This window comes from Bradyrhizobium sp. P5_C12 (assembly GCF_054049735.1).
Map to the genome: position 1 here is coordinate 14,997 of NZ_JBFULU010000037.1, position 22,473 is coordinate 37,469.

The 22,473-nt window shown below is 64.6% G+C and carries 21 protein-coding genes; 3 read left to right on the forward strand and 18 right to left on the reverse strand.

The features are described from left to right. Positions 1–32 precede the first annotated feature (32 nt). The 17 genes from ACXJMY_RS27305 to eno form a co-directional block, all read right to left on the reverse strand. Positions 33–1,004 (reverse strand): tripartite tricarboxylate transporter substrate binding protein BugD, encoded by a 972-nt coding sequence (locus ACXJMY_RS27305; protein ID WP_456622450.1) that lies wholly within the window; start codon positions 1,002–1,004, stop codon positions 33–35. 208 nt (positions 1,005–1,212) lie between these two features. Further along, complete coding sequence (locus ACXJMY_RS27310; RefSeq protein WP_456622451.1) at positions 1,213–2,454, reverse strand: threonine synthase; 1,242 nt, start codon at positions 2,452–2,454, stop codon at positions 1,213–1,215. 34 nt (positions 2,455–2,488) lie between these two features. Beyond that, the gene (locus ACXJMY_RS27315) at positions 2,489–2,800 is read right to left on the reverse strand and encodes a hypothetical protein (RefSeq protein WP_456622452.1); all 312 of its coding nucleotides are present in this window, start codon (positions 2,798–2,800) and stop codon (positions 2,489–2,491) included. Positions 2,801–2,813: 13 nt separating this feature from the next. Continuing rightward, positions 2,814–4,232, reverse strand: coding sequence for a dihydrolipoyl dehydrogenase (gene lpdA, locus ACXJMY_RS27320; protein WP_456622453.1), 1,419 nt, complete (start codon positions 4,230–4,232; stop codon positions 2,814–2,816). Between the two features lie 132 nt (positions 4,233–4,364). Next, positions 4,365–5,708 (reverse strand): pyruvate dehydrogenase complex dihydrolipoamide acetyltransferase, encoded by a 1,344-nt coding sequence (locus tag ACXJMY_RS27325; RefSeq protein WP_456622454.1) that lies wholly within the window; start codon positions 5,706–5,708, stop codon positions 4,365–4,367. Between the two features lie 62 nt (positions 5,709–5,770). Continuing rightward, positions 5,771–6,223, reverse strand: coding sequence for a nucleoside deaminase (locus ACXJMY_RS27330; RefSeq protein WP_456622455.1), 453 nt, complete (start codon positions 6,221–6,223; stop codon positions 5,771–5,773). Positions 6,224–6,225: 2 nt separating this feature from the next. Further along, positions 6,226–6,531: a DUF5076 domain-containing protein gene (locus tag ACXJMY_RS27335; protein WP_456622456.1), complete on the reverse strand. Its 306-nt coding sequence runs from the start codon at positions 6,529–6,531 to the stop codon at positions 6,226–6,228. A gap of 3 nt (positions 6,532–6,534) precedes the next feature. Next, entirely contained in the window at positions 6,535–7,920 is a 1,386-nt protein-coding gene (locus ACXJMY_RS27340) for a pyruvate dehydrogenase complex E1 component subunit beta (protein WP_456622457.1), read from the reverse strand. 29 nt (positions 7,921–7,949) lie between these two features. Then, on the reverse strand, positions 7,950–8,972 hold the full coding sequence (gene pdhA / locus ACXJMY_RS27345) for a pyruvate dehydrogenase (acetyl-transferring) E1 component subunit alpha (protein WP_456622458.1): 1,023 nt from the start codon (positions 8,970–8,972) through the stop codon (positions 7,950–7,952). A gap of 170 nt (positions 8,973–9,142) precedes the next feature. Further along, positions 9,143–10,531, reverse strand: coding sequence for a glycerophosphodiester phosphodiesterase family protein (locus ACXJMY_RS27350; RefSeq protein WP_456622459.1), 1,389 nt, complete (start codon positions 10,529–10,531; stop codon positions 9,143–9,145). 174 nt (positions 10,532–10,705) lie between these two features. Then, positions 10,706–12,223, reverse strand: a complete 1,518-nt coding sequence (gene adh, locus ACXJMY_RS27355) for an aldehyde dehydrogenase (protein WP_456622460.1) — start codon at positions 12,221–12,223, stop codon at positions 10,706–10,708. A 280-nt stretch (positions 12,224–12,503) separates the two neighbouring features. Further along, entirely contained in the window at positions 12,504–13,466 is a 963-nt protein-coding gene (locus tag ACXJMY_RS27360; RefSeq protein WP_456622461.1) for a GAF domain-containing protein, read from the reverse strand. Positions 13,467–13,682: 216 nt separating this feature from the next. Beyond that, positions 13,683–14,000 (reverse strand): FtsB family cell division protein, encoded by a 318-nt coding sequence (locus ACXJMY_RS27365; protein WP_456622462.1) that lies wholly within the window; start codon positions 13,998–14,000, stop codon positions 13,683–13,685. A 193-nt stretch (positions 14,001–14,193) separates the two neighbouring features. Further along, positions 14,194–14,745, reverse strand: coding sequence for an NADPH-dependent FMN reductase (locus tag ACXJMY_RS27370; protein WP_456622463.1), 552 nt, complete (start codon positions 14,743–14,745; stop codon positions 14,194–14,196). A gap of 183 nt (positions 14,746–14,928) precedes the next feature. Then, positions 14,929–15,927, reverse strand: a complete 999-nt coding sequence (locus tag ACXJMY_RS27375) for an MBL fold metallo-hydrolase (RefSeq protein ID WP_456622464.1) — start codon at positions 15,925–15,927, stop codon at positions 14,929–14,931. A gap of 109 nt (positions 15,928–16,036) precedes the next feature. After that, on the reverse strand, positions 16,037–17,176 hold the full coding sequence (locus ACXJMY_RS27380; RefSeq protein ID WP_456622465.1) for a zinc-binding dehydrogenase: 1,140 nt from the start codon (positions 17,174–17,176) through the stop codon (positions 16,037–16,039). Positions 17,177–17,209: 33 nt separating this feature from the next. Beyond that, positions 17,210–18,493 carry a phosphopyruvate hydratase gene (gene eno, locus ACXJMY_RS27385; protein WP_456622466.1) on the reverse strand — a complete coding sequence of 428 codons (1,284 nt, stop codon included), beginning with the start codon at positions 18,491–18,493 and terminating at the stop codon, positions 17,210–17,212. Between the two features lie 177 nt (positions 18,494–18,670). On the opposite strand from eno, the gene ACXJMY_RS27390 reads away from it, so the two are divergent. Together ACXJMY_RS27390 and queF are read left to right on the forward strand one after the other, a co-directional pair. Further along, positions 18,671–19,648, forward strand: a complete 978-nt coding sequence (locus ACXJMY_RS27390; protein ID WP_456622467.1) for a Vgb family protein — start codon at positions 18,671–18,673, stop codon at positions 19,646–19,648. A 48-nt stretch (positions 19,649–19,696) separates the two neighbouring features. After that, positions 19,697–20,149, forward strand: coding sequence for a preQ(1) synthase (queF, locus tag ACXJMY_RS27395; RefSeq protein ID WP_456622468.1), 453 nt, complete (start codon positions 19,697–19,699; stop codon positions 20,147–20,149). 48 nt (positions 20,150–20,197) lie between these two features. On the opposite strand, the gene ACXJMY_RS27400 is transcribed toward queF, so the two are convergent. After that, a complete protein-coding gene (locus ACXJMY_RS27400) occupies positions 20,198–21,283 on the reverse strand; it encodes a cyclase family protein (RefSeq protein WP_456622469.1) in 1,086 nt (361 codons plus the stop codon). Positions 21,284–21,393: 110 nt separating this feature from the next. On the opposite strand from ACXJMY_RS27400, the gene ACXJMY_RS27405 reads away from it, so the two are divergent. Further along, the gene (locus ACXJMY_RS27405) at positions 21,394–22,446 is read left to right on the forward strand and encodes a CobW family GTP-binding protein (protein WP_456622470.1); all 1,053 of its coding nucleotides are present in this window, start codon (positions 21,394–21,396) and stop codon (positions 22,444–22,446) included. Positions 22,447–22,473 lie beyond the last annotated feature (27 nt).

A 22,473-nucleotide genomic window follows, 5' to 3' on the forward strand; every position in this document is an offset into this window, starting at 1 on the left:
CGTCGTGGCCGTGAACGAGGCGGCGATGCGCCTCAATCCACCTTGATGTTCGCCGCCTTGATGATCGGCCACCATTTCGCGATCTCCGCCTTCTGGCGCGTGCCGAGGGCTTCAGGGGTGAGCTGATCCTGGGGCGTCATCTCCAGGCCCTGGCTTTCGAGCTGTTTCTTCACGGCGGGATCGTTCAGCGCTTCCACGGCCGCAGCGTTGAGCCTGGTGACGATCTCCTTCGGCGTGCCCTTCGGCACCCACAGGCCCGACCACAGCGTCATGTTGAAGCCTTTCAGCCCCGCCTCCTCCGCGGTCGGGATCTCCGGCGCCGACGGCAGGCGCTTGTCGTCGGTGATCGCGTAGGCACGGATGGTGCCGGCGCGGACCTGGTTGATGGAGTTGGAGGTCTGGTCGACGATGAGGTCGATCTGGCCGGCGATGAGGTCGTTCAACGCAGGCGCGGTGCCGCGATACGGCACGTATTGCAGCTTGATGCCGCTGACGCTCTCGAAATAAACGCCGGCGATGTGGCTGCCGGAGCCCGCGCCGGCGGTACCGGCCGTTGCCGACGACGGCCGCGACTTCAGCCACGCCAGGAGCTCCTTCAACGAGGCCGCAGGCACGGCATTCTTGCTGACCACGATCATCGGGTTGCTCGGCAACAGCACCACCGGCTCCAGATCGGCGACAAGGTCGTAGTTGAGCTTGTAGACGGCGCCGTTGGCGACATGGGTGCCGAGATGGCCGAAGGAGATCGTGTAGCCGTCCGGCGGGGAATGCACGGCGCGGCCGACGCCGATCGAGCCGCCGGCGCCGGTGACATTCTCGATCACCAGCGGTTGGCCGAGCGACGTCCGCATGCGCTCGGCAAGCACGCGGGCCATCGCGTCCGACGGACCGCCGGCGGCGAAGGGCACGATGACGGTGATGGGACGTGAGGGATAATCATCGGCGCGCACGGCGCTCGTGACAGCAAGGATGCCGATCAGCGCGGCCCAGACGGGCTTCGTCATTGTGTCCTCCGCAGCGATTTTTGCTTTTTCCTTACCTCGCCCCGCTTGCGGGGAGAGGTCGAATTCGTGCGCAGCGCGAATTCGGGTGAGGGGGAGCCTCCGCGAGACCTTCTGCCAATGCGTTTGCGGAAGCAGGCCCCCCACCCCTAGCCTCTCAGCGCGAGCGAAGCTCGCCGCGGCCCCGCAAGAACGGGGCGAGGGAGAACTTCTAGAACTGCGAGAAGTCGATCGGCTTGTGCCGGTCGAGCGTGCGGGTCACCGGCGGCAGCGGGTACTTCAGGCCGGTGGCGCAGTTGAACAGCATCACGCGGTCGGTCTTGCTGACGCGGCCGTCGGCGAGGCTCGCCTTGTAGGCGGCGTAGGTCGCGGCGCCCTCGGGGCACAGCAACAGCCCCTCCTCGCGTGCGACCTCGTTCAGCGCCGACGAGATCTTGTCGTCGTCGACCGCGATGGCAAAGCCCTTGCTCTCGCGCACCGCGCGCAGGATCAGGAAATCGCCGATCGCCTGCGGCACGCGGATGCCGGACGCGATGGTGTGGGCGTCCTCCCAGCGCGTCGCATGCTCCGTGCCGGCCTCGTAGGCCCGCACCATCGGCGCACAGCCGGAGGCCTGCACCGCGACCATGCGCGGACGCTTCGCGCCGATGAAGCCGATCTTCTCCAGCTCGTCAAACGCCTTCCACATGCCGATCAGGCCGGTTCCGCCGCCGGTCGGATAGAAGATGACGTCGGGCACGTCCCAGCCGAGCTGTTCGGCGAGCTCCAGGCCCATCGTCTTCTTGCCCTCGATGCGGTAGGGCTCCTTCAGCGTCGAGGTGTCGAACCAGCCGACTTTTGCTTTCCCCTCGCCGACGATCTTGCCGCAATCGTCGATATAGCCGTTGACGCGGTAGACGGTCGCGCCCTGGAGTTCGATCTCGCTGACGTTCACCTCCGGCGTATCAGCCGGGCAGAAGATCGTGGTCTTGATGCCGCAGGATGTCGCGTAGGCCGCGAGCGCCGCGCCGGCATTACCATTCGTCGGCATCGCCATGTGCTTGATGCCGAGCGCCTTTCCCATCGACACCGCCATCACCAGCCCGCGCGCCTTGAACGAGCCGGTCGGCAGCCGCCCCTCGTCCTTGACGATGATCTCGCCGCCACCGAGCTTCTCCCCGAGCTTCGGCAGCCGGATCAGCGGCGTCGTGACCTCGCCGAGCGAGACGATGTCCTTGCATTTGCGCACCGGCAGCAGCTCGCGGTAGCGCCACATGTCGGCGGGGCGCTGGCTCAGCGCGTCCTTGGTCAGCGCCTTCTTCACCCGAGGGAGGTCGTAGCGCACCAGCAGCGGCTTGCCGGCCTTGGAGAGGTTGTGGACCTCATCGGCGGCGTAGCGGTCGCCTTCCATCGCGCATTCGAGATGGGTGACGAAGGTCGGGCGTTCGATGGTGAGGTTGTCGTTGTCTTTCACAACTGTTCTTTCATTTGGGTTTGCGGTTAGACCTTCAATAAGCACCGCCGCGCGGGGTTCGGCCCGCAGCGTCGGGGTACTTTGCATCGAGCGCGATATTATCGTCCCTGCACAGACCGGAGTAGCCCCAAATAAGTAGATGATCGCCGGGACGGGCGCGCGATTCCAGGTGGCGGACAAAATCTTCGTAATCGTCGAAGATTAGCATCAGTGGAGCAGAACTCCCCGCGTACAATCGGTGTTCCAGAATAATCGGCTCATGTTCCAGAATGTCCCGAACTTTGGCCAGCAATTTTGGCGCAAGGATATTGTTGCCAGTCTCTGACCAACCGTCATGAGCCGCCATTGAAGGCCCTATTCTAGATATTCAACACACGCCCATAAGCATCCAGCACGGCTTCCTTCATCATCTCCGACAGCGTCGGATGCGGGAACACCGTGTGCATCAGCTCTTCTTCCGTGGTCTCCAGGTTCATGGCCACCACATAGCCCTGGATCAGCTCGGTGACTTCCGCGCCGATCATGTGGGCGCCGAGCAGCTGGCCGGTCTTCTTGTCGAAGATCACCTTGACCAGGCCCTGGTCCTCGCCGAGCGCGATCGCCTTGCCGTTGCCGACGAAGGGGAAGCGGCCGACACGGATCTCGCGGCCATTCTCCTTGGCCTTGGCTTCGGTGAGACCGACGGAGGCGACTTGCGGCTGGCAGTAGGTGCAGCCCGGGATCAGGTTCTTGTCCATGGCGTGCGGGTGCAGACCCTTGATGGCCTCGATGCAGATCACGCCCTCATGCTCGGCCTTGTGCGCGAGCATCGGGGGGCCGGCAACGTCGCCGATGGCGTAGATGCCGGGGATGTTGGTCTTGCCGTAGCCGTCGATCACGATACAGCCGCGGTCGGTTTTGACGCCGAGCTTTTCCAGCCCAAGCCCTTCGATATTGCCGACCACGCCGACCGCCGAAATCACCCGCTCGAACTCGACCGTCACCGGCTTCTTGCCGTCGTCGATGGTGGCGACGACGCTGTCGGCCTTCTTCTCGAGCTTCGTCACCTTGGTCGAGGACAGGATCTTGATGCCCTGCTTTTCGAAGCGCTTTCGCGCCAGGCCCGCGATCTCGGCGTCCTCGACGGGCAGGATCTGCGGCAGCACCTCGACCACGGTGACATCAGAGCCCATGGTGTGGAAGAACGAGGCGAACTCGATGCCGATCGCGCCGGAGCCGACGACCAGCAGCGACTTCGGCATCCGCTCCGGCACCATCGCCTCGAAATAGGTCCAGATCAGCTTCTTGTCGGGCTCGAGCCCGGGCAGCACCCGCGGGCGCGCGCCGGTCGCGACGATGATGTGCTTGGCCTGGTAGCTCCCCTCGCCCAGCGCACCCTTCGGGGCCTCGACGTCGGACTTCTTCACCGTGACCTTGCCAGGCGCGTCGATCGAGGCCGCGCCCCAGATCACGCTGACCTTGTTCTTCTTCATCAGGAAGCCGACGCCGTCGTTGAGCCGCTTCGAGACGCCGCGCGAACGCTGCACCACCGCCTTCGGATCGAACGAGACGTTGTCGGCCGACAGGCCGTAATCCTTCGCGTGCTGCATGTAGTGGTAGATCTCGGCGGAGCGTAAGAGCGCCTTGGTCGGGATGCAGCCCCAGTTCAGGCAGATGCCGCCGAGATACGACTTCTCGACGATCGCGGTCTTGAAGCCGAGCTGCGCGGCGCGAATCGCGGTGACATAGCCGCCGGGGCCGGAGCCGATGATGATGACGTCGAAGGATGTGTCGGCCATTGCGGCTCCCATTCAACTGAACTTCGTAGGGTGGGCAAAGCGAAGCGTACCCACCGCCGTCTAACCCGTAAGAAATAAGGTGGGCACGGCGCCTTGCGCCTTTGCCCACCCTACGTATTCACCGTTCTCTGCTCACACCATCATCATGACGGGGTTTTCGATCAGCTGCTTGAACGCGCCGATCAGCTCGGCGCCGAGCGCGCCGTCGATGGCGCGGTGATCGCAGGACAAGGTCACGCTCATCATATTCGCGATCTCGATCTTGCCGCCGCGCACGACGGGGCGCTCCTCGCTGGTGCCGACCGCCAAAATGGTCGCATGCGGCGGGTTGATCACGGCGGTGAAATGGCTGATGCCGAACATGCCGAGGTTGGAGACCGCGGTGGTGCCGCCCTGGTACTCTTCCGGCTTCAGCTTGCGCGAGCGGGCACGCGCGGCAAAATCCTTCATCTCGTTGGAGATGGTCGAGAGCGTCTTGGTCTCGGCCTTGCGGATGATCGGCGTGATCAAGCCGCCGGGCATCGCCACGGCAACGCCGACGTCGGAATGGTGGTGCTTGACCATGCCGGATTCGGTCCAGCTCACATTGCAGTTCGGGATCTTCTGGAGCGCGACCGCCATCGCCTTGATGACGAAGTCGTTGACCGAGATCTTGTAGAGCGGCTTCTTCTCCTTGTCCTTCGGCGCGGCGGCGTTGATCTCCTCGCGTGCGGCGAGCAGCTTGCCGATGTCGCAGTCGATGGTGAGGTAGAAGTGCGGGACGTTCTGGATCGACGCGGTCAGCCGCTGCGCGATGGTGCGGCGCATGCCGTCGTGCGGGACGATGTCGTAGGAGCCGGGCTCGAACAGCGACAGGATCTGCTTGTCCGACATGGTCGGCGCGATCGCGGGCGCACCGGACGGCGCCGCCGCAGGTGCCTTCAGGCCCTTGCCGGACTTGGCCTGCTCGACGTCGCGCGCAACGACGCGGCCGTGCGGGCCGGTGCCGGTGACCATCGCAACATCGATGCCGGATTCCTTGGCRAGGCGCCGCGCCAGCGGTGACGAGAACACGCGACCGCCTTGGCCGTTGCTCTGCGCGGCGGGCGCGGCGGCCTGCGGCGCCGGAGCAGCAGCGGACGGCGGCGCAGCCTTGGGCGCAGCAGGTGCAGGCGCCGGAGCTTCAGCGGCCTTCGGCGGCGCGGCCGAGGCGCTCGGCTTCGCAGCCCCCGCGCCCGCAGCCTTGACGTCCTCGCCCTCGCCGGCGAGCACCGCGATCACGTCGTTGACCGGGACGTCCTGCGTGCCCTCGGGCACCAGGATCTTGGCGATCGTGCCCTCGTCGATGGCCTCGACCTCCATGGTCGCCTTGTCGGTCTCGATCTCGGCGATGACGTCGCCGGATTTGACCTTGTCGCCTTCCTTCTTCAGCCACTTGGCGAGGTTGCCCTTCTCCATCGTTGGCGAGAGAGCGGGCATCAGGATGTTGATGGGCATGCTGACCTCACGAAGAACTTCTCAAAACGTCGTCCTCGGGGCGAAGACGAACAGACCAGGTTTTAGTTGCCGATGTCGCCCTGCCAAAGGCGCTCATTGGCAGGATTGGAACGCCAAGTCTTCATCATGGTGATGGAGCGGTCGTCGGCAAGGTCGATCCAGGGGATGTTGAACTTGTCGAGGATGTCCTTGGAGCCCGGGAAGGTGACGGATTCCCCGATCACCACCAGCTTCACCTTGAACAGACCGAGCGCGCCGGCGCACATCGAGCATGGCGACAGCGTGGTGTACATGACGGTGTCGTGGAACGAGATCACGCCGGCCTCGCGCAGGCAGCTCATCTCGCCGTGCAGGATCACGTTGTTCTCCTGCACGCGGTTGTTGTGGCCGCGGGCGATGATCTTGTTGTCGCGCGTCAGCACCGCGCCGATCGGCAAGCCGCCCTGCGCGATCGAGGCCTCCGCCTCGCGGATCGCCTCCAGCATGAAATCGAAGTGATGGGATTCGATCGCCACGGTCAATGTCCCTTCTGCGATCGCGGCGTCGTGGTGCCGATATCGGTCGGCCGCTCGATCTCCGCCTGAAACATCTCCAGGATCCGGTTCAGGGCGTCCTCCTCGGTGTATTCGCTTTCGCGCGCATAGGCACGCGCGGCGTGGCGGGCGAGGTCGACGAGCAGCAGGCCCCACATGTCGGGCTCCTCGAAGGCGCGCTGGAACGCCATCGACAGCCCGCCGTCCAGCACGAAAACGCGCAGGATCTCGACCGCGTCCTCGCGGGCGATGACGTCGGGCGGCAGTGGCTGCTCCTTCGGGCCCGCCATGGTCTACCTGTAGCAGACGGCTTTGGCGGCCTCGACCACTTCAGCCGCCGAGGGAAGCGCGAGCTTCTCCAGGTTCGCGGCATAGGGCATCGGCACGTCCTTGCCGGAGACGCGGGCAACCGGCGCATCCAGATAGTCGAAGGCGTTCTCCATGATGCGCGCGGCGATCTCGGCGCCGACGCCGCTCTGCGCCCAGCCCTCTTCCACCGTGACGGCACGGCCGGTCTTCTTGACCGAGTTGACGATGGTCTCGGTGTCCATCGGCCGCAGCGTGCGCAGGTCGATCACCTCGGCCTCGATGCCGTCCTTGGCGAGCTCGTCGGCGGCCTTCAGCGCGTAGGTCATGCCGTTCGACCAGGAGATGATGGTGACGTGGCTGCCGGAGCGCACGATGCGCGCCTTGCCGATCGGGATCACGAAATCGTCGAGCTTCGGCACCTCGCCGGTATGGCCGTAGAGCACTTCGTTCTCGAGGAAGATCACCGGATTGGGATCGCGGATCGCGGCCTTGAGCAGGCCCTTGTAATCGGCGGCCGAGAACGGCGCGACGACCTTGAGACCCGGAACGTTCGAATACCAGGACGAGTAGTCCTGGCTGTGCTGGGCGGCAACGCGCGCGGCGGCGCCGTTCGGCCCGCGGAACACGATCGAGCAGCCCATCTGGCCGCCCGACATGTAGAGCGTCTTGGCGGCGGAGTTGATGATCTGGTCGATCGCCTGCATGGCGAAGTTGAAGGTCATGAACTCGACGACCGGCTTCAGCCCGGTCATCGCGGCGCCGACGCCGATTCCGGCAAAGCCGTGCTCGGTGATCGGGGTGTCGATCACGCGCTTGGCGCCGAATTCCTGCAACAACCCTTGCGTCACCTTGTAGGCGCCCTGATATTCCGCGACCTCCTCGCCCATCACGAAGACGTCGGCGTCGCGGCGCATCTCTTCGGCCATGGCGTCGCGCAGGGCTTCGCGGATGGTCTGCGTCACCATCTCGGTGCCGGCAGGCACTTCCGGATCTGGCTCGGCGACAGCCTGCGGCGCGGGCGCAGCCCTGGGCGCGGGTGCCTCGGCCTTCGCGGCGGCCGCGGCTGCGGGCTCCGCGGCCTTCTGCGGGGCAGGTGCCGGCGCCTTGGCGAGATCGGCGGCGCTCTCGCCGTCGGCGAGAATCGTCGCGATCGGCGTGTTGACGGCAACGTCGGCGGTCCCCTCGGGGATCAGGATCTTGCCGAGCGTGCCCTCGTCGGTCGCCTCGACCTCCATGGTCGCCTTGTCGGTCTCGATCTCGGCGATGACGTCGCCAGACTTGATCGTCTCACCCTCTTTTTTCAGCCACTTGGCGAGGTTGCCCTTCTCCATCGTGGGTGACAACGCGGGCATCAGCACTTGAATTGGCATATCGGCTCCAAAAGAAAGCTTGCGCGCGTTCAGCGGTAAATGTCGGTCCAGAGCTCGGCGGCATCCGGCTCGGGATCATGCTGGGCAAAGTCGGCGGAGGCATTGACGATGTCACGCACCTCGGCGTCGATCGCCTTCAGGTCCTGCTCGCTGACCTTGGCCGCGAGCAGGCGGTTGCGCACCTGCTCGATCGGGTCCTGGTCGTGGCGGACTTTTTCGACCTCCTCGCGCGTTCTGTACTTTGCGGGGTCGGACATCGAGTGGCCGCGATAACGGTAGGTCTGCATCTCCAGGATGAAGGGGCCCTTGCCGGCGCGGCACCAGGCGGCAGCCTCGTCGCCGGCGGCCTTCACGGCGCGGACGTCCATGCCGTCGACCTGCTGGCCGGGAATGTTGAACGAGGCGCCGCGCTTGGAGAAATCCTGCTGCGCCGAGGCGCGCGACACCGAGGTGCCCATGGCGTAGCGGTTGTTCTCGATGACGTAGATCACCGGCAGCTTCCACAGCTCGGCCATGTTGAAGCTCTCATAGACCTGGCCCTGGTTGGCCGCACCGTCGCCGAAATAGGTGACGCTGACATTGTCGTTACCACGATAGCTGTTGGCGAAAGCCAGCCCGGTGCCGAGCGAGACCTGCGCGCCGACGATGCCGTGGCCGCCGTAAAAGTGCTTCTCCTTGCTGAACATGTGCATGGAGCCGCCCTTGCCCTTGGAATAGCCGCCGCGGCGGCCGGTGAGCTCGGCCATGACGCCGTTGGCCTCCATGCCGGTGGCGAGCATGTGGCCGTGATCGCGATAGCCGGTGATGACCTGATCGCCCTGCTTCAGGGCCATCTGCATGCCGACCACCACGGCCTCCTGGCCGATATAGAGGTGGCAGAAGCCGCCGATCGCGCCCATGCCGTAGAGCTGGCCGGCTTTTTCCTCGAACCGCCGGATCAGGAGCATGTCGCGGAGCGCCTTGAGCTCCTGTTCCTTGGTGAATTCCGGGGGCGAACCGCCGTTGGTCTTGTCCTGTGGAGTGCTTGCGGCGGCTTTCTTGGGTGCGGCCATGGGAATTCCGGGTCAGAGAAATCTAAGCCCTCTCTAACCTAACTCAATCGCGTGCGAAAGCACCGCGGCGGCATGGCACGACTTTCATTATGCCGCACTGCAACGTGGCCGAAATTTTGCAAAACCTTTGGCGCGGATCAGGCAACATTAGCTCCGCCGCGAAGCCGGGCTTACCAGCCCAGCTCCCGCAGATAGGCCGTGCGGGCACCTACCCCCGTATGCGTGAAGTCGGTGAAGACCCCATCGACGCCAAGTCGGAAGAATTTGAGATATTCCAGGCCTGGATCGCCGCGATAGTCGGCGGCGAGATATTTCTTCTCGTTGCGGAACGTGAAGACATGCACGAACAGGCCGAGCTTGTGCGCATCGGCAATGAGGCTGGTCGGCTCCTGCGTCGAAGCCTCCGGCGTCGATCCCTTGTAGGGCGTGCCGTCGGCGTTGCTGTCCTTCCACGGCGCAATCTTGAGCGGAACGATATAGGGCTTCCACGGACCGATGCCGTCGGCGTAGGTCTTGATCTGCGCGAGGCCCTCCGGGGTCAGCATCGAATCGTACAGCCGCGCATCGCCCGCAACCGTCCAGTCGAACGGACGAGAATTGGTGATGTTGTTGAGGAGAACCTTGCCGGTCTTGAAGTCGATGCCGTTGCCATCGACGAGCTGGACCTGCCGCGTCTCCAGGCCACGGCTGCGCATATATTTCAGGCTGCCCGGCTCGAAGCTCTGAACGAGGATGGGCGCGTCCTTGGTGTTGAGGCCGTTGTCCTTGATGATCTTGATCAGGGCATCCTCGAGCGGGCGGCTGCCGGGCGCGCCGCAGCCGTTGGCGATCGCCTGGGCATTGTTCCAGGTCGGGTTCTTGGTTTCCGGGTAGACGAGGATCGAACGCCCCGTCTCCTTGCTCTTGGCCTTGGCGATGTCGATGACATCCTGGAAGCTGATGATCGGCAGCTTGCCGTTGAAGACCTTTGGCCTTTCATTGGCCGCGTCATAGGTGGTGCCGCCAATCCAGCTCTTCAGCTCGGCCATGGTGAAATCGGTGATGGACCAATCATTGGTATGGTCTTCGCCGTCGACGATCAGCGATTTCAGCACCGATTTGGGATCGGCCGGATCAATGAGATCGGTGAGATAGTCAGCAGGCACGCCGGTGGCAGACGGCGCCTTGACGCGCACACCGGGCACCGTGCGCTTGCGCGCGGCCACAGCCGCATTGGTCTTCGCCACCTCAGCAATGTTGGTGTTGTCAGCCAGCCAAGGGTTATGGCGCACCACCAGGACGCAGTCCTTGGTCAGATGCAAATCCTCTTCGAGCGCATCGGTTCCGAGCGCCGCGGCAAGTTCGTAGGATGCCTCAGTCTCTTCAGGCACCAGCCCCGGCAGTCCGCGATGTCCGAGGATCAGCGGCGGCTTTCCGTCAACGGTCAGGAAGTGCTTGGCGCCGGCCGGTGCCGGGCCGGTTTGCGCGACGGCCATCGATGGCGGCAGGAATGCCAAGGCCGCCGCGCCGAACAGCATCGCTCCAACACGCGTCTTCCGTCCTGAACGACTGTTCTTCATGGCCGAGCCTCCGTCCTTGCCTGGCATCGCTTCGAATGCCACACGCGCCGACCTGAATGAATAAAGTCGGCGCTCCCGTCTTGTCTCAATTCTCTGACAGACGGATGACGGCGGGCCCGACGGACAACAGCCCGGAACGAGCGGCGCGGAACAGCGCCGCCCGCTCCTGCCCGATCAGAAGAAGCCGAGCTTCTTTGGGCTGTAGCTGACCAGGAGGTTCTTGGTCTGCTGGTAGTGATCGAGCATCATCTTGTGGGTCTCGCGCCCGACCCCCGACTGCTTGTAGCCGCCGAACGCCGCATGCGCGGGATAGGCATGGTAGCAGTTGGTCCAAACCCGGCCCGCCTGGATCGCCCGGCCGAAGCGGTAGCAGCGGTTGGCATCGCGGCTCCAGACGCCGGCCCCGAGGCCATAGAGCGTGTCATTGGCGATCGCGAGCGCCTCGTCGTCGGTCTTGAAGGTCGTGACGGAAACGACGGGGCCAAAGATCTCCTCCTGGAAGATTCGCATCCTGTTGTGGCCCTCGAACACGGTCGGCTGAACGTAGAAGCCGCCGGCGAGATCACCTGCGAGCTCGGCACGTCCGCCGCCGGCGAGGAGCTTGGCGCCCTCCTCCTTGCCGATGTCGATATAGGAGAGGATCTTCGCCAGCTGCTCGCTGGAGGCCTGCGCGCCGATCATGGTGTCGGCGTCGCGCGGATCGCCCTGCTTGATCGCGGCCACGCGCTTGAGCGCCCGCTCCATGAAGCGGTCATAGATCTCCTCGTGGACCAGCGCCCGGCTCGGACAGGTGCAGACCTCGCCCTGATTCAGCGCGAACATGACGAAGCCCTCGATCGCCTTGTCGAAGAAGTCGTCGTCTTCCGCGGTGACGTCGTTGAAGAAGATGTTCGGCGACTTGCCGCCGAGCTCCAGCGTCACGGGAATCAGGTTCTGGCTGGCATATTGCATGATCAGCCGGCCCGTCGAGGTCTCGCCGGTGAAGGCGATTTTTGCAATCCGCGGGCTCGAGGCGAGCGGCTTGCCGGCTTCCAGGCCAAAGCCGTTGACGATGTTGAGGACACCGGGCGGCAACAGGTCGGCGACGATCTCGGCCCAGACCATGATCGAGGCCGGCGTCTGCTCGGCCGGCTTGAGCACCACGCAATTGCCGGCGGCGAGCGCCGGGGCGAGCTTCCAGCAGGCCATCAGCAGCGGGAAGTTCCACGGGATGATCTGGCCGACGACGCCAAGCGGCTCGTGGAAATGATAGGCGATGGTGTCGTGATCGATCTCGCCGATCGAGCCTTCCTGGGCGCGGACGACGCCGGCGAAGTATCGGAAGTGATCGATCGCCAGCGGCAGGTCGGCGGCGCGGGTCTCGCGGATCGGCTTGCCGTTGTCCCAGGTCTCGGCGATCGCAAGGCGCTCGAGATTTTCTTCCATGCGGTCGGCGATGCGGTTCAGGACCGCGGCGCGCTCGGCAACGCTGGTGCGTGCCCAGGCGCCCTTGGCGGCATGCGCCGCGTCGAGCGCGGCCTCGACGTCCTGATGGTCGGAGCGTGCGATCTTGCAGACGATCTGGCCGTTCACCGGCGAGGCGTTGTCGAAATACTTGCCGGAGATCGGCGCGACGAATTTGCCGCCGATGAAATTGTCATAGCGTGCGGCGAAGGGAACTTTGGTGACGCTGAGGAATTCCACCTTGTTCATTGATCACTCCCGATGTTTGCTGTTTGCGCAATTCGTCGTGTGCTCACGACTTGCGCAGACGATGTCGCGGGAGGCGTTTTCTGTCAGCCCGGGCGGGAGCGATGGCGGAGCCGACCTGTCGCAGTTCTGCGACAGTCGTGGGCGAGGCGAGTGCCAGAGGGAGCGCTTGCGGCCTCCACATCGTCATTGCGAGCGTAGCGAAGCAATCCAGAGTCCCTCCGCGGAAAGATTCTGGATTGCTTCGCTACGCTCGCAATGACGACTGATGAAACAGCAGCGCTCAATGCGCGTTCAGCCCGAACCGATTGAGCTTCCGGTGCAGGGTCGCGCGGCTCACGCCCAAGGCCTTGGCGGCCGCCGAAACATTGCCGCCCGCGCGCAACAGCGCCCGCTGCAGCACCGCGCGCTGACCTCCGGCAAGGTGGTCATGCGCGGCATCGCCGCCGAGGAGATCGGCCGCGGGCACCGGCTGCAACGGGCGGCCGGGCGCGATTCCCAATCCCACCCGGGCAGACCTTGTCGCGCCTATCACGAGATCATCCGCATTGACCGCGACCAGGCCGCCGCACTGGCCGTCCGCCGTCGCCGTCAGCACGATGCGGGCATGGGCGAAAGCGCTGCGAAACAGGTCGGCCTCGATCCGCTTGGCCGCCTCACCCGCCGCGAGCGCAATCAGATTGGCAAAGGCGTCGGTGCGGTCGGCGCGACAGGAGGAGACGTCGAGCACGCCGGCGAATCTGCCGTCATGGTCGTAGATCGGAACGGCGGTGCAGCTCAGCAGCGTGTTGCGGGTGAAGAAATGCTGATCGCGGTCGATCGTCAGCGGACGCTGCTCGACGACACAGGTGCCGATGCCATTGGTGCCCTCGTGCTCCTCACTCCACAGCGCGCCGGTCCACAGGCCCCAGGATTGAAAGGTGGCGTCGTCGGCCGGCGCGCCGCGACGATCGACCGGCACGCCGTCACCGTCGGCGAGCAGCACGCAGCAGCCGGCGGCGCCCACCGCCTGGTAGAGCCGGTCCATTGCACCGCGCGCGGCGGCCAGCAGCGGCGCGACGCGCTCGCGCGCCTGTCGCAACTCGGCTTCGCTGAGCCGCATCGGCGCGTGACGGCCACCGGGATCGAGATGATGCAGCCGGGACGAACGGCACCACGAGGCCACGAGCGCGGAGCGAGCCGCCTGGCCTGACGCAATGGCGGCCTCGACACGGGCCGCGTGATGCCGGGGCATTGACCCATTCATCACTGTTTCCTCCGGAAGGCAGTCTAGGCTGTGCCGGCACCACCCGGTTGATCTGCGTCAACCCTGGGCGGCAGCGACAGAAGCCATGAGCCCGTTGCGGCGTTGCCGTCAAGGCGGCAGCCCGGTTCCAGAGCTACGACTTTCGGTAGAGTTGAGACACGCCTGGCGGATGTCGACAGCGGCTTTCGATGCCGGTCTCGAAAACTGCCGAAAGCGCTAGTTCGAGTTGCTCAACCGAATGACATCATGCGGATTGGCATAGTCGAGCTGAAAGCGGGCTCGCTCGTCCAGCATGTCGGGGTCGATCTTCTCGGAGCGCAGCAGCGATACGCGCTGCTCGCTCCTGGCGCGCTCGCGCTTGAGCTGCGCCAGCTCGCTCGTTAGCGCAATGATCTCCTGGTCGAGTTCCTGGCGGGCATTCAGGCCGTATTTGCCGGTATAGGCGTTGACGCCGAAATAGCCGACGATGGCGGCGGCCATCGCGTAGAGGGCGAGACCGGTCAGGATCGATTTCAGGCGCGCACGGGAGACCATTTTGGCAGGATGGGGCAGCTTGGTTAAGGGAGTGCTAATTGTCCCCTGCCCGCGGCACCAATCGTCATCGTCATGCCCGGCCTTGTGCCGGGCATCCACGTTCTTCGTCGTCGCACGCAAGAACGTGGATGGCCGGGACATCTGGCGCGAAGACGCGCCTCGCGCCTCTGCCCGGCCATGACGAAGAAAAGCCTCAGCCGTGATGCTTCGCCACGTGCACGGCAAAGGCGTCGATATAGGCCTGGAGCACGGGCTTCAGCGAGTCCTTGACCAGATTGCCGTCCGCATCGAAAGCGTCGCCGACGGCGTTCAGGTAGATCTCGGGCTGCTGCATGATCGGACCAGCAATGCCGGGCAGGATGTTCTGGAGCGTCTTTGCGGCGCTGACGCCACCGAGCGGGCCCGGCGAGTTCGAGACGATGCCGACCGGCTTGCCGTTGAACGAGCTCTTGCCATAGGGCCGCGAGGCGACGTCGATGGCGTTCTTCAGCACGCCCGGGATCGCGCGATTGTATTCCGGCGTGACGAACAGGACGCCGTCCGACTTCTGGAGCTTGTCACGGAAGGCCAGCCAGTCCGCGGGCGGCGCGCCCTCGAGGTCCTGGTTGAAGAACGAGATGCCCGCCAGCGTGACGACCTCGAGCTTGAGGGACGCCGGCGCGAGCTTGGCGAGCGCCTTGGCGATCTTCAGCGAGAAGCTGTCCTTGCGCAGGCTGCCGGCGATGGTGACGATGTTATAGGCCATGGATTGTCCTCGAAGTCTTCAGCGGGAGTGCCGGGACGGCACTTAAGCGATCTCGCTCGATGGATGCAAGTGCATGGACCGGTCCGATTTGGAAACGCAGCGTTTCGCGAAAGCAGATGGTCGCCCAAAACAATCAGGCCGCCACGCGGCGGCCCGATCTTTCGCGCAAATCTGTAACTCGGATCAGATCGTCGGATTCCAGGCCGACGGGATCAGGCGATATTTGGCGCCGTCCTTCTCGACATGGCCGACCGAGGGGAAGGTGAAGTGGAAGCCGATCACGGTCGCCTTTTCCGCCGCCGCCATGTCGTAGAATTTGTGGCGCGTTTCCTGCGCCAACGCGGCGTCGGTGTCGAACATCACGTGCCAGTCCGGATTGCGCAGGAAGAATTCCGGGATGTTGGTGACGTCGGACTGGATCAGCACCTTCGCGTCACCCGAGGCGACCGCGAACGAGGTGTGCCCCGGGGTGTGGCCGGGCGTCGCGATCGAGGTGATGCCGGGCGCGACCTCCTTGCCCCAATCGTACTTGGTGACCTTGGACTCCAGACCGGCAAAGGTCTTCTTCACGTTGGCGAAATAGTTCTTCATCATCGCGTTGGACTCGGCCTTGGCGGCGTTGTCCTCGCTGGTCCAGAACTCCCAGTCCTTGCCGGGCACCATGATCTCGGCATTCGGGAACGCGAGCGCACCGTCGGCGAGGCGAATGCCGTTGGTGTGGTCGGGATGCAGATGCGACAACAGCACGACGTCGATGCTCTTGGGATCGACGCCGGCGGCCGCGAGGTTTTGCAGCGTGCGGCCGACCGCGCCCTTGCTCGGCTCGAGATTGGCCACGCCGTTGCCGGCGTCGATCAGCACGAGCTTGGAGCCGGTGTTGATGAGCTGCGGATTGAACGGCACCGTGACCATGCCCTTCGGCATGTAGGCCGCCTCGGCGGCGGCGAGCGCCTCGTCCTTGGGCGCGTTGACGACGAACTTGTCCGGCATCGGGAAGGTGCGCGCGCCGTCGTTGATCGAGGTACACTCAAGGCTGCCGACCTTGTAGCGGTAGAAGCCCGGCGCCTGCGTCCCGCTTGGCGGCACTGAGGCACGCGCAGTGATCGGTCCGAGCCCGGTAACGGCAGCTGCGCCCACAGCGGCCGCGCCCGCCAGCAAGTGGCGGCGATTCAGATCAGTCATGGAAGTGTCCCCTTCTTTGCTTGCGGTTGTCCCGCTTTCAACAGCGGCGGAATAATCCCCCGCTTCGCTCAGAAGGCAAGGCCTTCTTTGGGTGACGCCCCGGCGCTGATCACGACAATTTATTCGGGTTGATGAGGAATTTTTCGCCGGTGGCCCGTTTGGCGTAGACCGCGATATTGGCAGGGTCGAGCACTTCCTGCAGCGACACCACCTTGGTGTAGTGGCTCGCAAAGGTCGTCTTCAATTCGTCGACGACGCGCTGGCGCAGCTTTGCACCGTCCGCCTGCCCGATCTTCATCAGGAACGGAAACAACAGCCAGCCGCCGACACCCCAGGCCATGCCGAAGCCGCGCGGCAGCTCGATCGGGCGGACATCGAGGGCGCCGTAGACATAGACCTGCTTGTGCACGTTGGAGCCGTAACGGCTGTACTCCTTGGCGGTCTTGTTGATCGCGGCTTCCATGCAGTTGAGGATGTCGCCGGCAAGCTTGCCGCCGCCGATGGCATCGAAGGCGATGGTGGCGCCGGTCTCGACCAGCGCATTGGTGAGATCGCCGAGGAAGCTCGGTGCTGAGGAGTCGACGACATATTTGGCACCGATCTTGTGCAGGATGTCGGCCTGCTCCTTGCTGCGCACGATGTTGACCAGCGGGATGCCGTCCTTGATGCAGATCTTGTTCAGCATCTGCCCGAGATTGGAGGCGGCCGCGGTATGCACCAGCGCCTTGTGGCCCTCGCGCCGCATGGTCTCGGTCATGCCGAGCGCAGTCAGCGGGTTGACGAAGCAGGACGCGCCTTCCGCCGGCGTGGTGCCCGCCGGCAGCGGCAGGCATTCGCGCACCTTCAGGGTGCGATACTGCGCATACATCGCGCCGCCGATCATCGCGACGGTCTTGCCCATCAGCGCCTTCGCCGCATCCGACGAGCCGGTCCTGATGACGACGCCCGCGCCCTCATTGCCGACCGGCATGGATTCGTCGAGCCGGCCCGCCATCGCGCGCATCGCACCCTCCGGCACCTTGGCGGTGATGACGGGAGCCTCCTTCGTGCCCGACGCCTTCGCCGTGCTCATGTCGGCGGCGCCGACCAAGAGACCGAGGTCCGACGGGTTGATCGGCGTCGCCTCGACGCGGACGACGACCTCGTCCGCGGCGGGCTCGGGGGTCGGCACGTCGACCAGCGAGATTTCCAGCTCACCGCTCTTCTTGATCAGCGAACGCAGTTGCAGGCCGTTGTTGCCGTCGCTCATGTCGATCCTCCCCTGTTTTGTCAAAGCGCCGGCTTATGCCAGCGCCTTCAGTGCCGCCTTGCCGCCATAGAGCGCCTGCTTGCCGAGCTGCTGCTCGATGCGCAGGAGCTGGTTGTATTTGGCGGTCCGATCGGAACGCGCAAGGGAGCCGGTCTTGATCTGCCCGCAATTGGTGGCGACCGCGAGGTCGGCGATGGTGGAATCCTCGGTCTCGCCGGAGCGGTGCGACATCACCGAGGTGTAGCCGGCCTTGTGCGCCATCTCGACGGCGGCGAGCGTCTCGGTCAGCGTGCCGATCTGGTTGACCTTGATCAGGATCGAGTTGGCCCGGCCCGCCTTGATGCCTTCGGCGAGGCGCTTGACGTTGGTGACGAAGAGGTCGTCGCCGACGAGCTGGCACTTCTTGCCGATGAGGTCGGTGAGCTCCTTCCAGCCGTCCATGTCGTCTTCCGACATGCCGTCCTCGATGGTGACGATCGGATAACGGCCGACGAGGTCGGCGAGGTATTTGGCCTGCTCGGACACCGAGCGGGTCTTGCCCTCGCCCTCATAGACGTATTTGCCGTCCTTGAAGAACTCGGTCGAGGCGCAATCGAGCCCGATCACGATGTCGGTGCCCGCCTTGTAGCCGGCCTTGCCGATCGCGTTCATGACGAATTCGAGCGCGGCATCGGCCGACGGCAGGTTCGGCGCAAAGCCGCCCTCGTCGCCGACATTGGTGTTGTGGCCGGCCTTCTTCAGCTCCGACTTCAAGGTGTGGAACACCTCGGCGCCGTAGCGCAGGCCCTCGGCGAAGGACGACGCACCGACCGGCAGGATCATGAACTCCTGGAAGTCGATCGGGTTGTCGGCATGCACGCCGCCATTGATGATGTTCATCATCGGCACCGGCAGCAGCCGCGCCGAGGTGCCGCCGACGTAGCGATAGAGCGGCATGTCGAGCGAGTTCGCGGCCGCCTTGGCGCAGGCGAGCGAGACGCCGAGGATGGCGTTGGCGCCCAGCCGGCTCTTGTTCGGCGTGCCGTCGAGGTCGATCATGATCTGGTCGATCTGGGCCTGCTGCTCGGCATCGAGGCCGCTCAGGGCCTCGAAGATCTCGCCGTTGACGGCGCCGACCGCCTTGGTGACGCCCTTGCCGAGATAGCGGGCCTTGTCGCCGTCGCGCAGTTCCACCGCCTCATGGGCGCCGGTGGAGGCGCCGGACGGCACCGCGGCGCGGCCGAGCGCGCCATCTTCCAGCACGACGTCGACCTCGACGGTGGGGTTGCCACGGCTATCCAGGATCTCGCGGCCGATGATGTCGATGATGGCGGTCATGATGGTGCACTTCCGTTCGTTAGGTTTGATCGGTTCGCCGCGGGTCTTACACGGAGCGCAAGCAAATGTGAACGCTTGGGCGGCGCCCTTCGACTGACGCGTGAAGCGCCTCGGACTAAGCTTCACCCCGCCTGGTCTGCGCGTCCAACCTCCATCTGAAACAGTCGGGGTAACGCCATGAATCGCCGCCAGTTTCTTGCCTCGAGCGCCACCTTCCTCGCGATCCGCCCAAGTTTTGCGCAGGAGGGACTGTTCCGGACAAAATATTTCCCGATCAACCCCGGCATCGGCCTGCACGACCTCACGCCCGCTCCCGACGGTACGGTCTGGTTCACTGCGCAAGGCAAGGGCATGCTTGGCAGGCTCGATCCGAAGGACGGCAGTTTCAAGACGGTCAGCCTCGGCCAGGGCGCCGCCCCGCACGGCGTGACGATCGGCCCCGACGGGGCGCCCTGGATCACCGAAGGCGGCCAGAACGCGATCGCGCGGGTCGATCCGGCGGACCTGAAAGTCACGTTGTTCCGCCTGCCCGAAAAGTTCGCCTCCGCCAATCTCAACACCGGCGTGTTCGACAAGGAAGGCACCTACTGGTTCACCGGACAGTCCGGCTATTACGGAAGGCTCGCGCCAAAATCCGGCGACATGACGGTGTTCAAGGCGCCGAAGGGCGTCGGCCCCTACGGCATCACCGTCACGCCCAAGGGCGACGTCTGGTACGCCTCGCTCGCCGGCAGCCATATCGCGAAGATCGACCTGGCGAGCGGCAATGCGACCGTGGTCGAGCCGCCGACGCCGAACCAGGGCTCGCGGCGGGTCTGGTCGGATTCGCGGAGCCGGATCTGGGTCAGCGAGTGGAACAGCGGGCATGTCTCGGTGCACGACCCCGCCGACGGCTCCTGGAAGACGTGGAAGCTGCCGGGCGAGCGTCCTCGCACCTACGCGGTTTATGTCGATGACAAGGACAAGGTCTGGCTGACGGATTTCTCGGCCAACGCCATCGTGCGCTTCGATCCGATGACGGAAAAATTCACCAGCTTTCCGAGCGATCGTGCTAACGCAAATGTCCGCCAACTCGATGGCCGGCCGGGCGAGCTCTGGGGCTGCGAGTCCGGCAACGATAGGGTGGTGCTGATTCAGACGGTTGCCTCAGGTTGACGGCAGCCACAATTGCGTCCATCTCGGCATCCGCAAAGGATAACGACGATGGCGAAAAAATCTCTCCAGCTCGGCCGCGCGGTCGAGTGGCCGCACACACCGGAAGAGGCCCAGCTCGACCGTGTGCCCAATCCGCAGAAGGGCACGGACTACCTTGTCCGCTTCACGGTGCCGGAATTCACCTCGCTCTGCCCGGTCACGGGCCAGCCGGATTTCGCCCATCTGATGATCGACTACGCGCCCGGCCCGTGGCTCTTGGAGTCGAAGTCGCTGAAGCTCTACATCGCGAGCTTCCGCAATCACGGCGCCTTCCACGAGGACTGCACCGTGATGATCGGCAAGCGCATCGCGTCCGAGATCAAGCCGAAATGGCTGCGCATCGGCGGCTACTGGTATCCGCGCGGCGGCATCCCGATCGACGTGTTCTGGCAGACCGGCCGCGTGCCGAAGGGCCTGTGGGTGCCGGACCAGGGCGTGGCGCCCTATCGCGGGCGCGGCTAGCGAACAGGCGTGGGCGGCAGCCTCCGCCCACGCGCCGATGCGGCCTCCTCAGGTGATCGCGATCGGACAACCGTTGCTTCCCGTCGCGCCCTTGATCGGGGCGGGCGTGAAGGAATAGACGAACTGATACTTCTTGTCGGCGATGAGCTCGTCGAATATCAGGTTCTCGTGGTTGTGGATGCCGTGCTTGGTCTGCAATTCGGCATGGACCACGAAGGCGAGCGACTTGTCGGGATTGGGGACCACCTCGACCGCCCAGGTGTCGGCGGCCGTGAGGGCGAGATCCTTTTCGATCACCCACCGGGCAGCGTCGAGGCCGATGCCCGGCTCTCCGCTGTTGAAGCGATCATTGTTCTTCATCCACAGCGAGCCCCAGCCGGTGTGGAACATGATCGCGTCGCCCGGCTTGATGTCGCTCTCGGGGATGTTCTGCTTCTGGAGCGCCGCCTTGATATCGGCCGCGGTGATCTCCTGGCCGGCATCCATCATCCCGCCCTTGAGCGCGACCATGTCGAGGAGATGAGCGCGGGTGAAGATGGGATTGAGCTTCTCGACGCCGAGCTTCTTGAGACCATACGCATCGCTGATCTCTGCGGCGGTGAAGCCGTTGTAGAACCGCATCTCGCTCTTGTCGCCGTCCTTGCCCAGCTGGATGCCGATGTGGCCGAGGCCATCGAACTGTGTACCGGTCTGGCCGATCTCCGTGGCGAGAAATTCGTCATGATACACCAGCTTGTTGTCGCCGAACGGGCCACCGGTCGGACTACCGGGAATGCGCAGCGAGAACGCGCGCGCGCCGAACAACGGCATGCCTTGCTCGTAGACGCGGCCGATCTTGTAGATCTTGCCGTCCTTGATCCATTTCGCCGCATCGAGGACCTTCGCCGGCGTCATGTGGTTGGATGCGCCGGCCTCGTCATCCTTGCCCCATTTTGAAGGCCACCATGGCTTGTCGACACCCTTGGGCGTGGCGGCGGTCTGCGCCTGGGCTTCGGTGATCGGCGCGAGCGAGAACTTGCCATGCATCGAGCCCGCGAGCGCCGCGCCGGCCGCGCCTGCGAGGCCTGCGGTGCGAAGCAAGGTCCGGCGATCGGTCCCACCCTTTTGCTCGTCGCCCCTGATCTCATCGTCCATCGTTTCCTCCCAGGTTGTGCCCTGTAAGCCGGGCTTAAAAACTTATTTTCGGCATGCTCCTCCTCCATTAGGCTGTTGTCTAGCGACAAAAATAAGACCAGAGGTTGAGGATGCCGATGAGCCTGTTCGAGAGCGACAAGTCCGCCGAGCGACTTCCGGTATCGCTGATCACCGGGTTTCTCGGCAGCGGCAAGACCACGCTGCTCAATCGCCTGCTGCGCGACGACGCCATGAAGGACAGTGCGGTCGTCATCAACGAATATGGCGAGATCAGCCTTGATCATTTGCTGGTCGAGCGCGTCGATGGCGAGGTTGCAGTGCTCGCGAGCGGTTGTATTTGCTGCACTATCCGCAGCGATCTCGAGGAGACGCTGCGCGGACTGCTGGTGCGTCGCGACCGCGGCGAGGTGCCGCCATTCCGCCGGATTCTGGTCGAGACGACGGGCCTCGCGGATCCTGCCCCGATCGTTCAGTTGCTGCTGAACAATCCGCTGGTCTCGCATTTCCTGCGGCTCGACACCGTCGTCACGACGGTCGATGCCGTCAATGCGTCCCATCAGCTCGACCGTCAGTACGAGGCGGTGAAACAGGTGGCGCTTGCCGATCGGCTGCTGATCACCAAGCGGGATTTAGTCAACAACATTGACGCACTCGAGTTGCGTCTCCGCCGGCTCAATCCCGGTGCCGGAATCGACAGCGTGATGCACGGCGAGATCGATCCGGCACAATTGTTCGGTGCCGCCCTCGTCGATCCCGACAAGAAAACGGTTGACGTCGAGCGCTGGCTCAATGAACCGGCGTTCGCCGGCTCCGCCGGGGCGGCGCATGAGCACGACCATCACGGCCATCACGGCCATGATGGAGCGATCGTCAGCTTCATGCTCGCGTTCGACGAACCTCTCGACTGGATGGCGGTTTCAGACTGGCTGGCTCATCTGCGCCACACGCGCGGCGAGGACCTGCTGCGGGTCAAAGGGATTTTGAACCTCCGCGATGAGCCAACGCCGGTCGCGGTCCACGGCGTGCACCATGTTTTCCATCCGCCGGTGGCGTTGGCCAAATGGCCCGACACCGACCGGCGCTCGCGCATCGTGTTCATCACACGCGGCATAACGCGCCAGGAGGTGCTCGGCCTCTGGCAGGCCGTCGGCGCGGCAGCCTGAGACGGACGCGATCCTCGGCGGCGGACA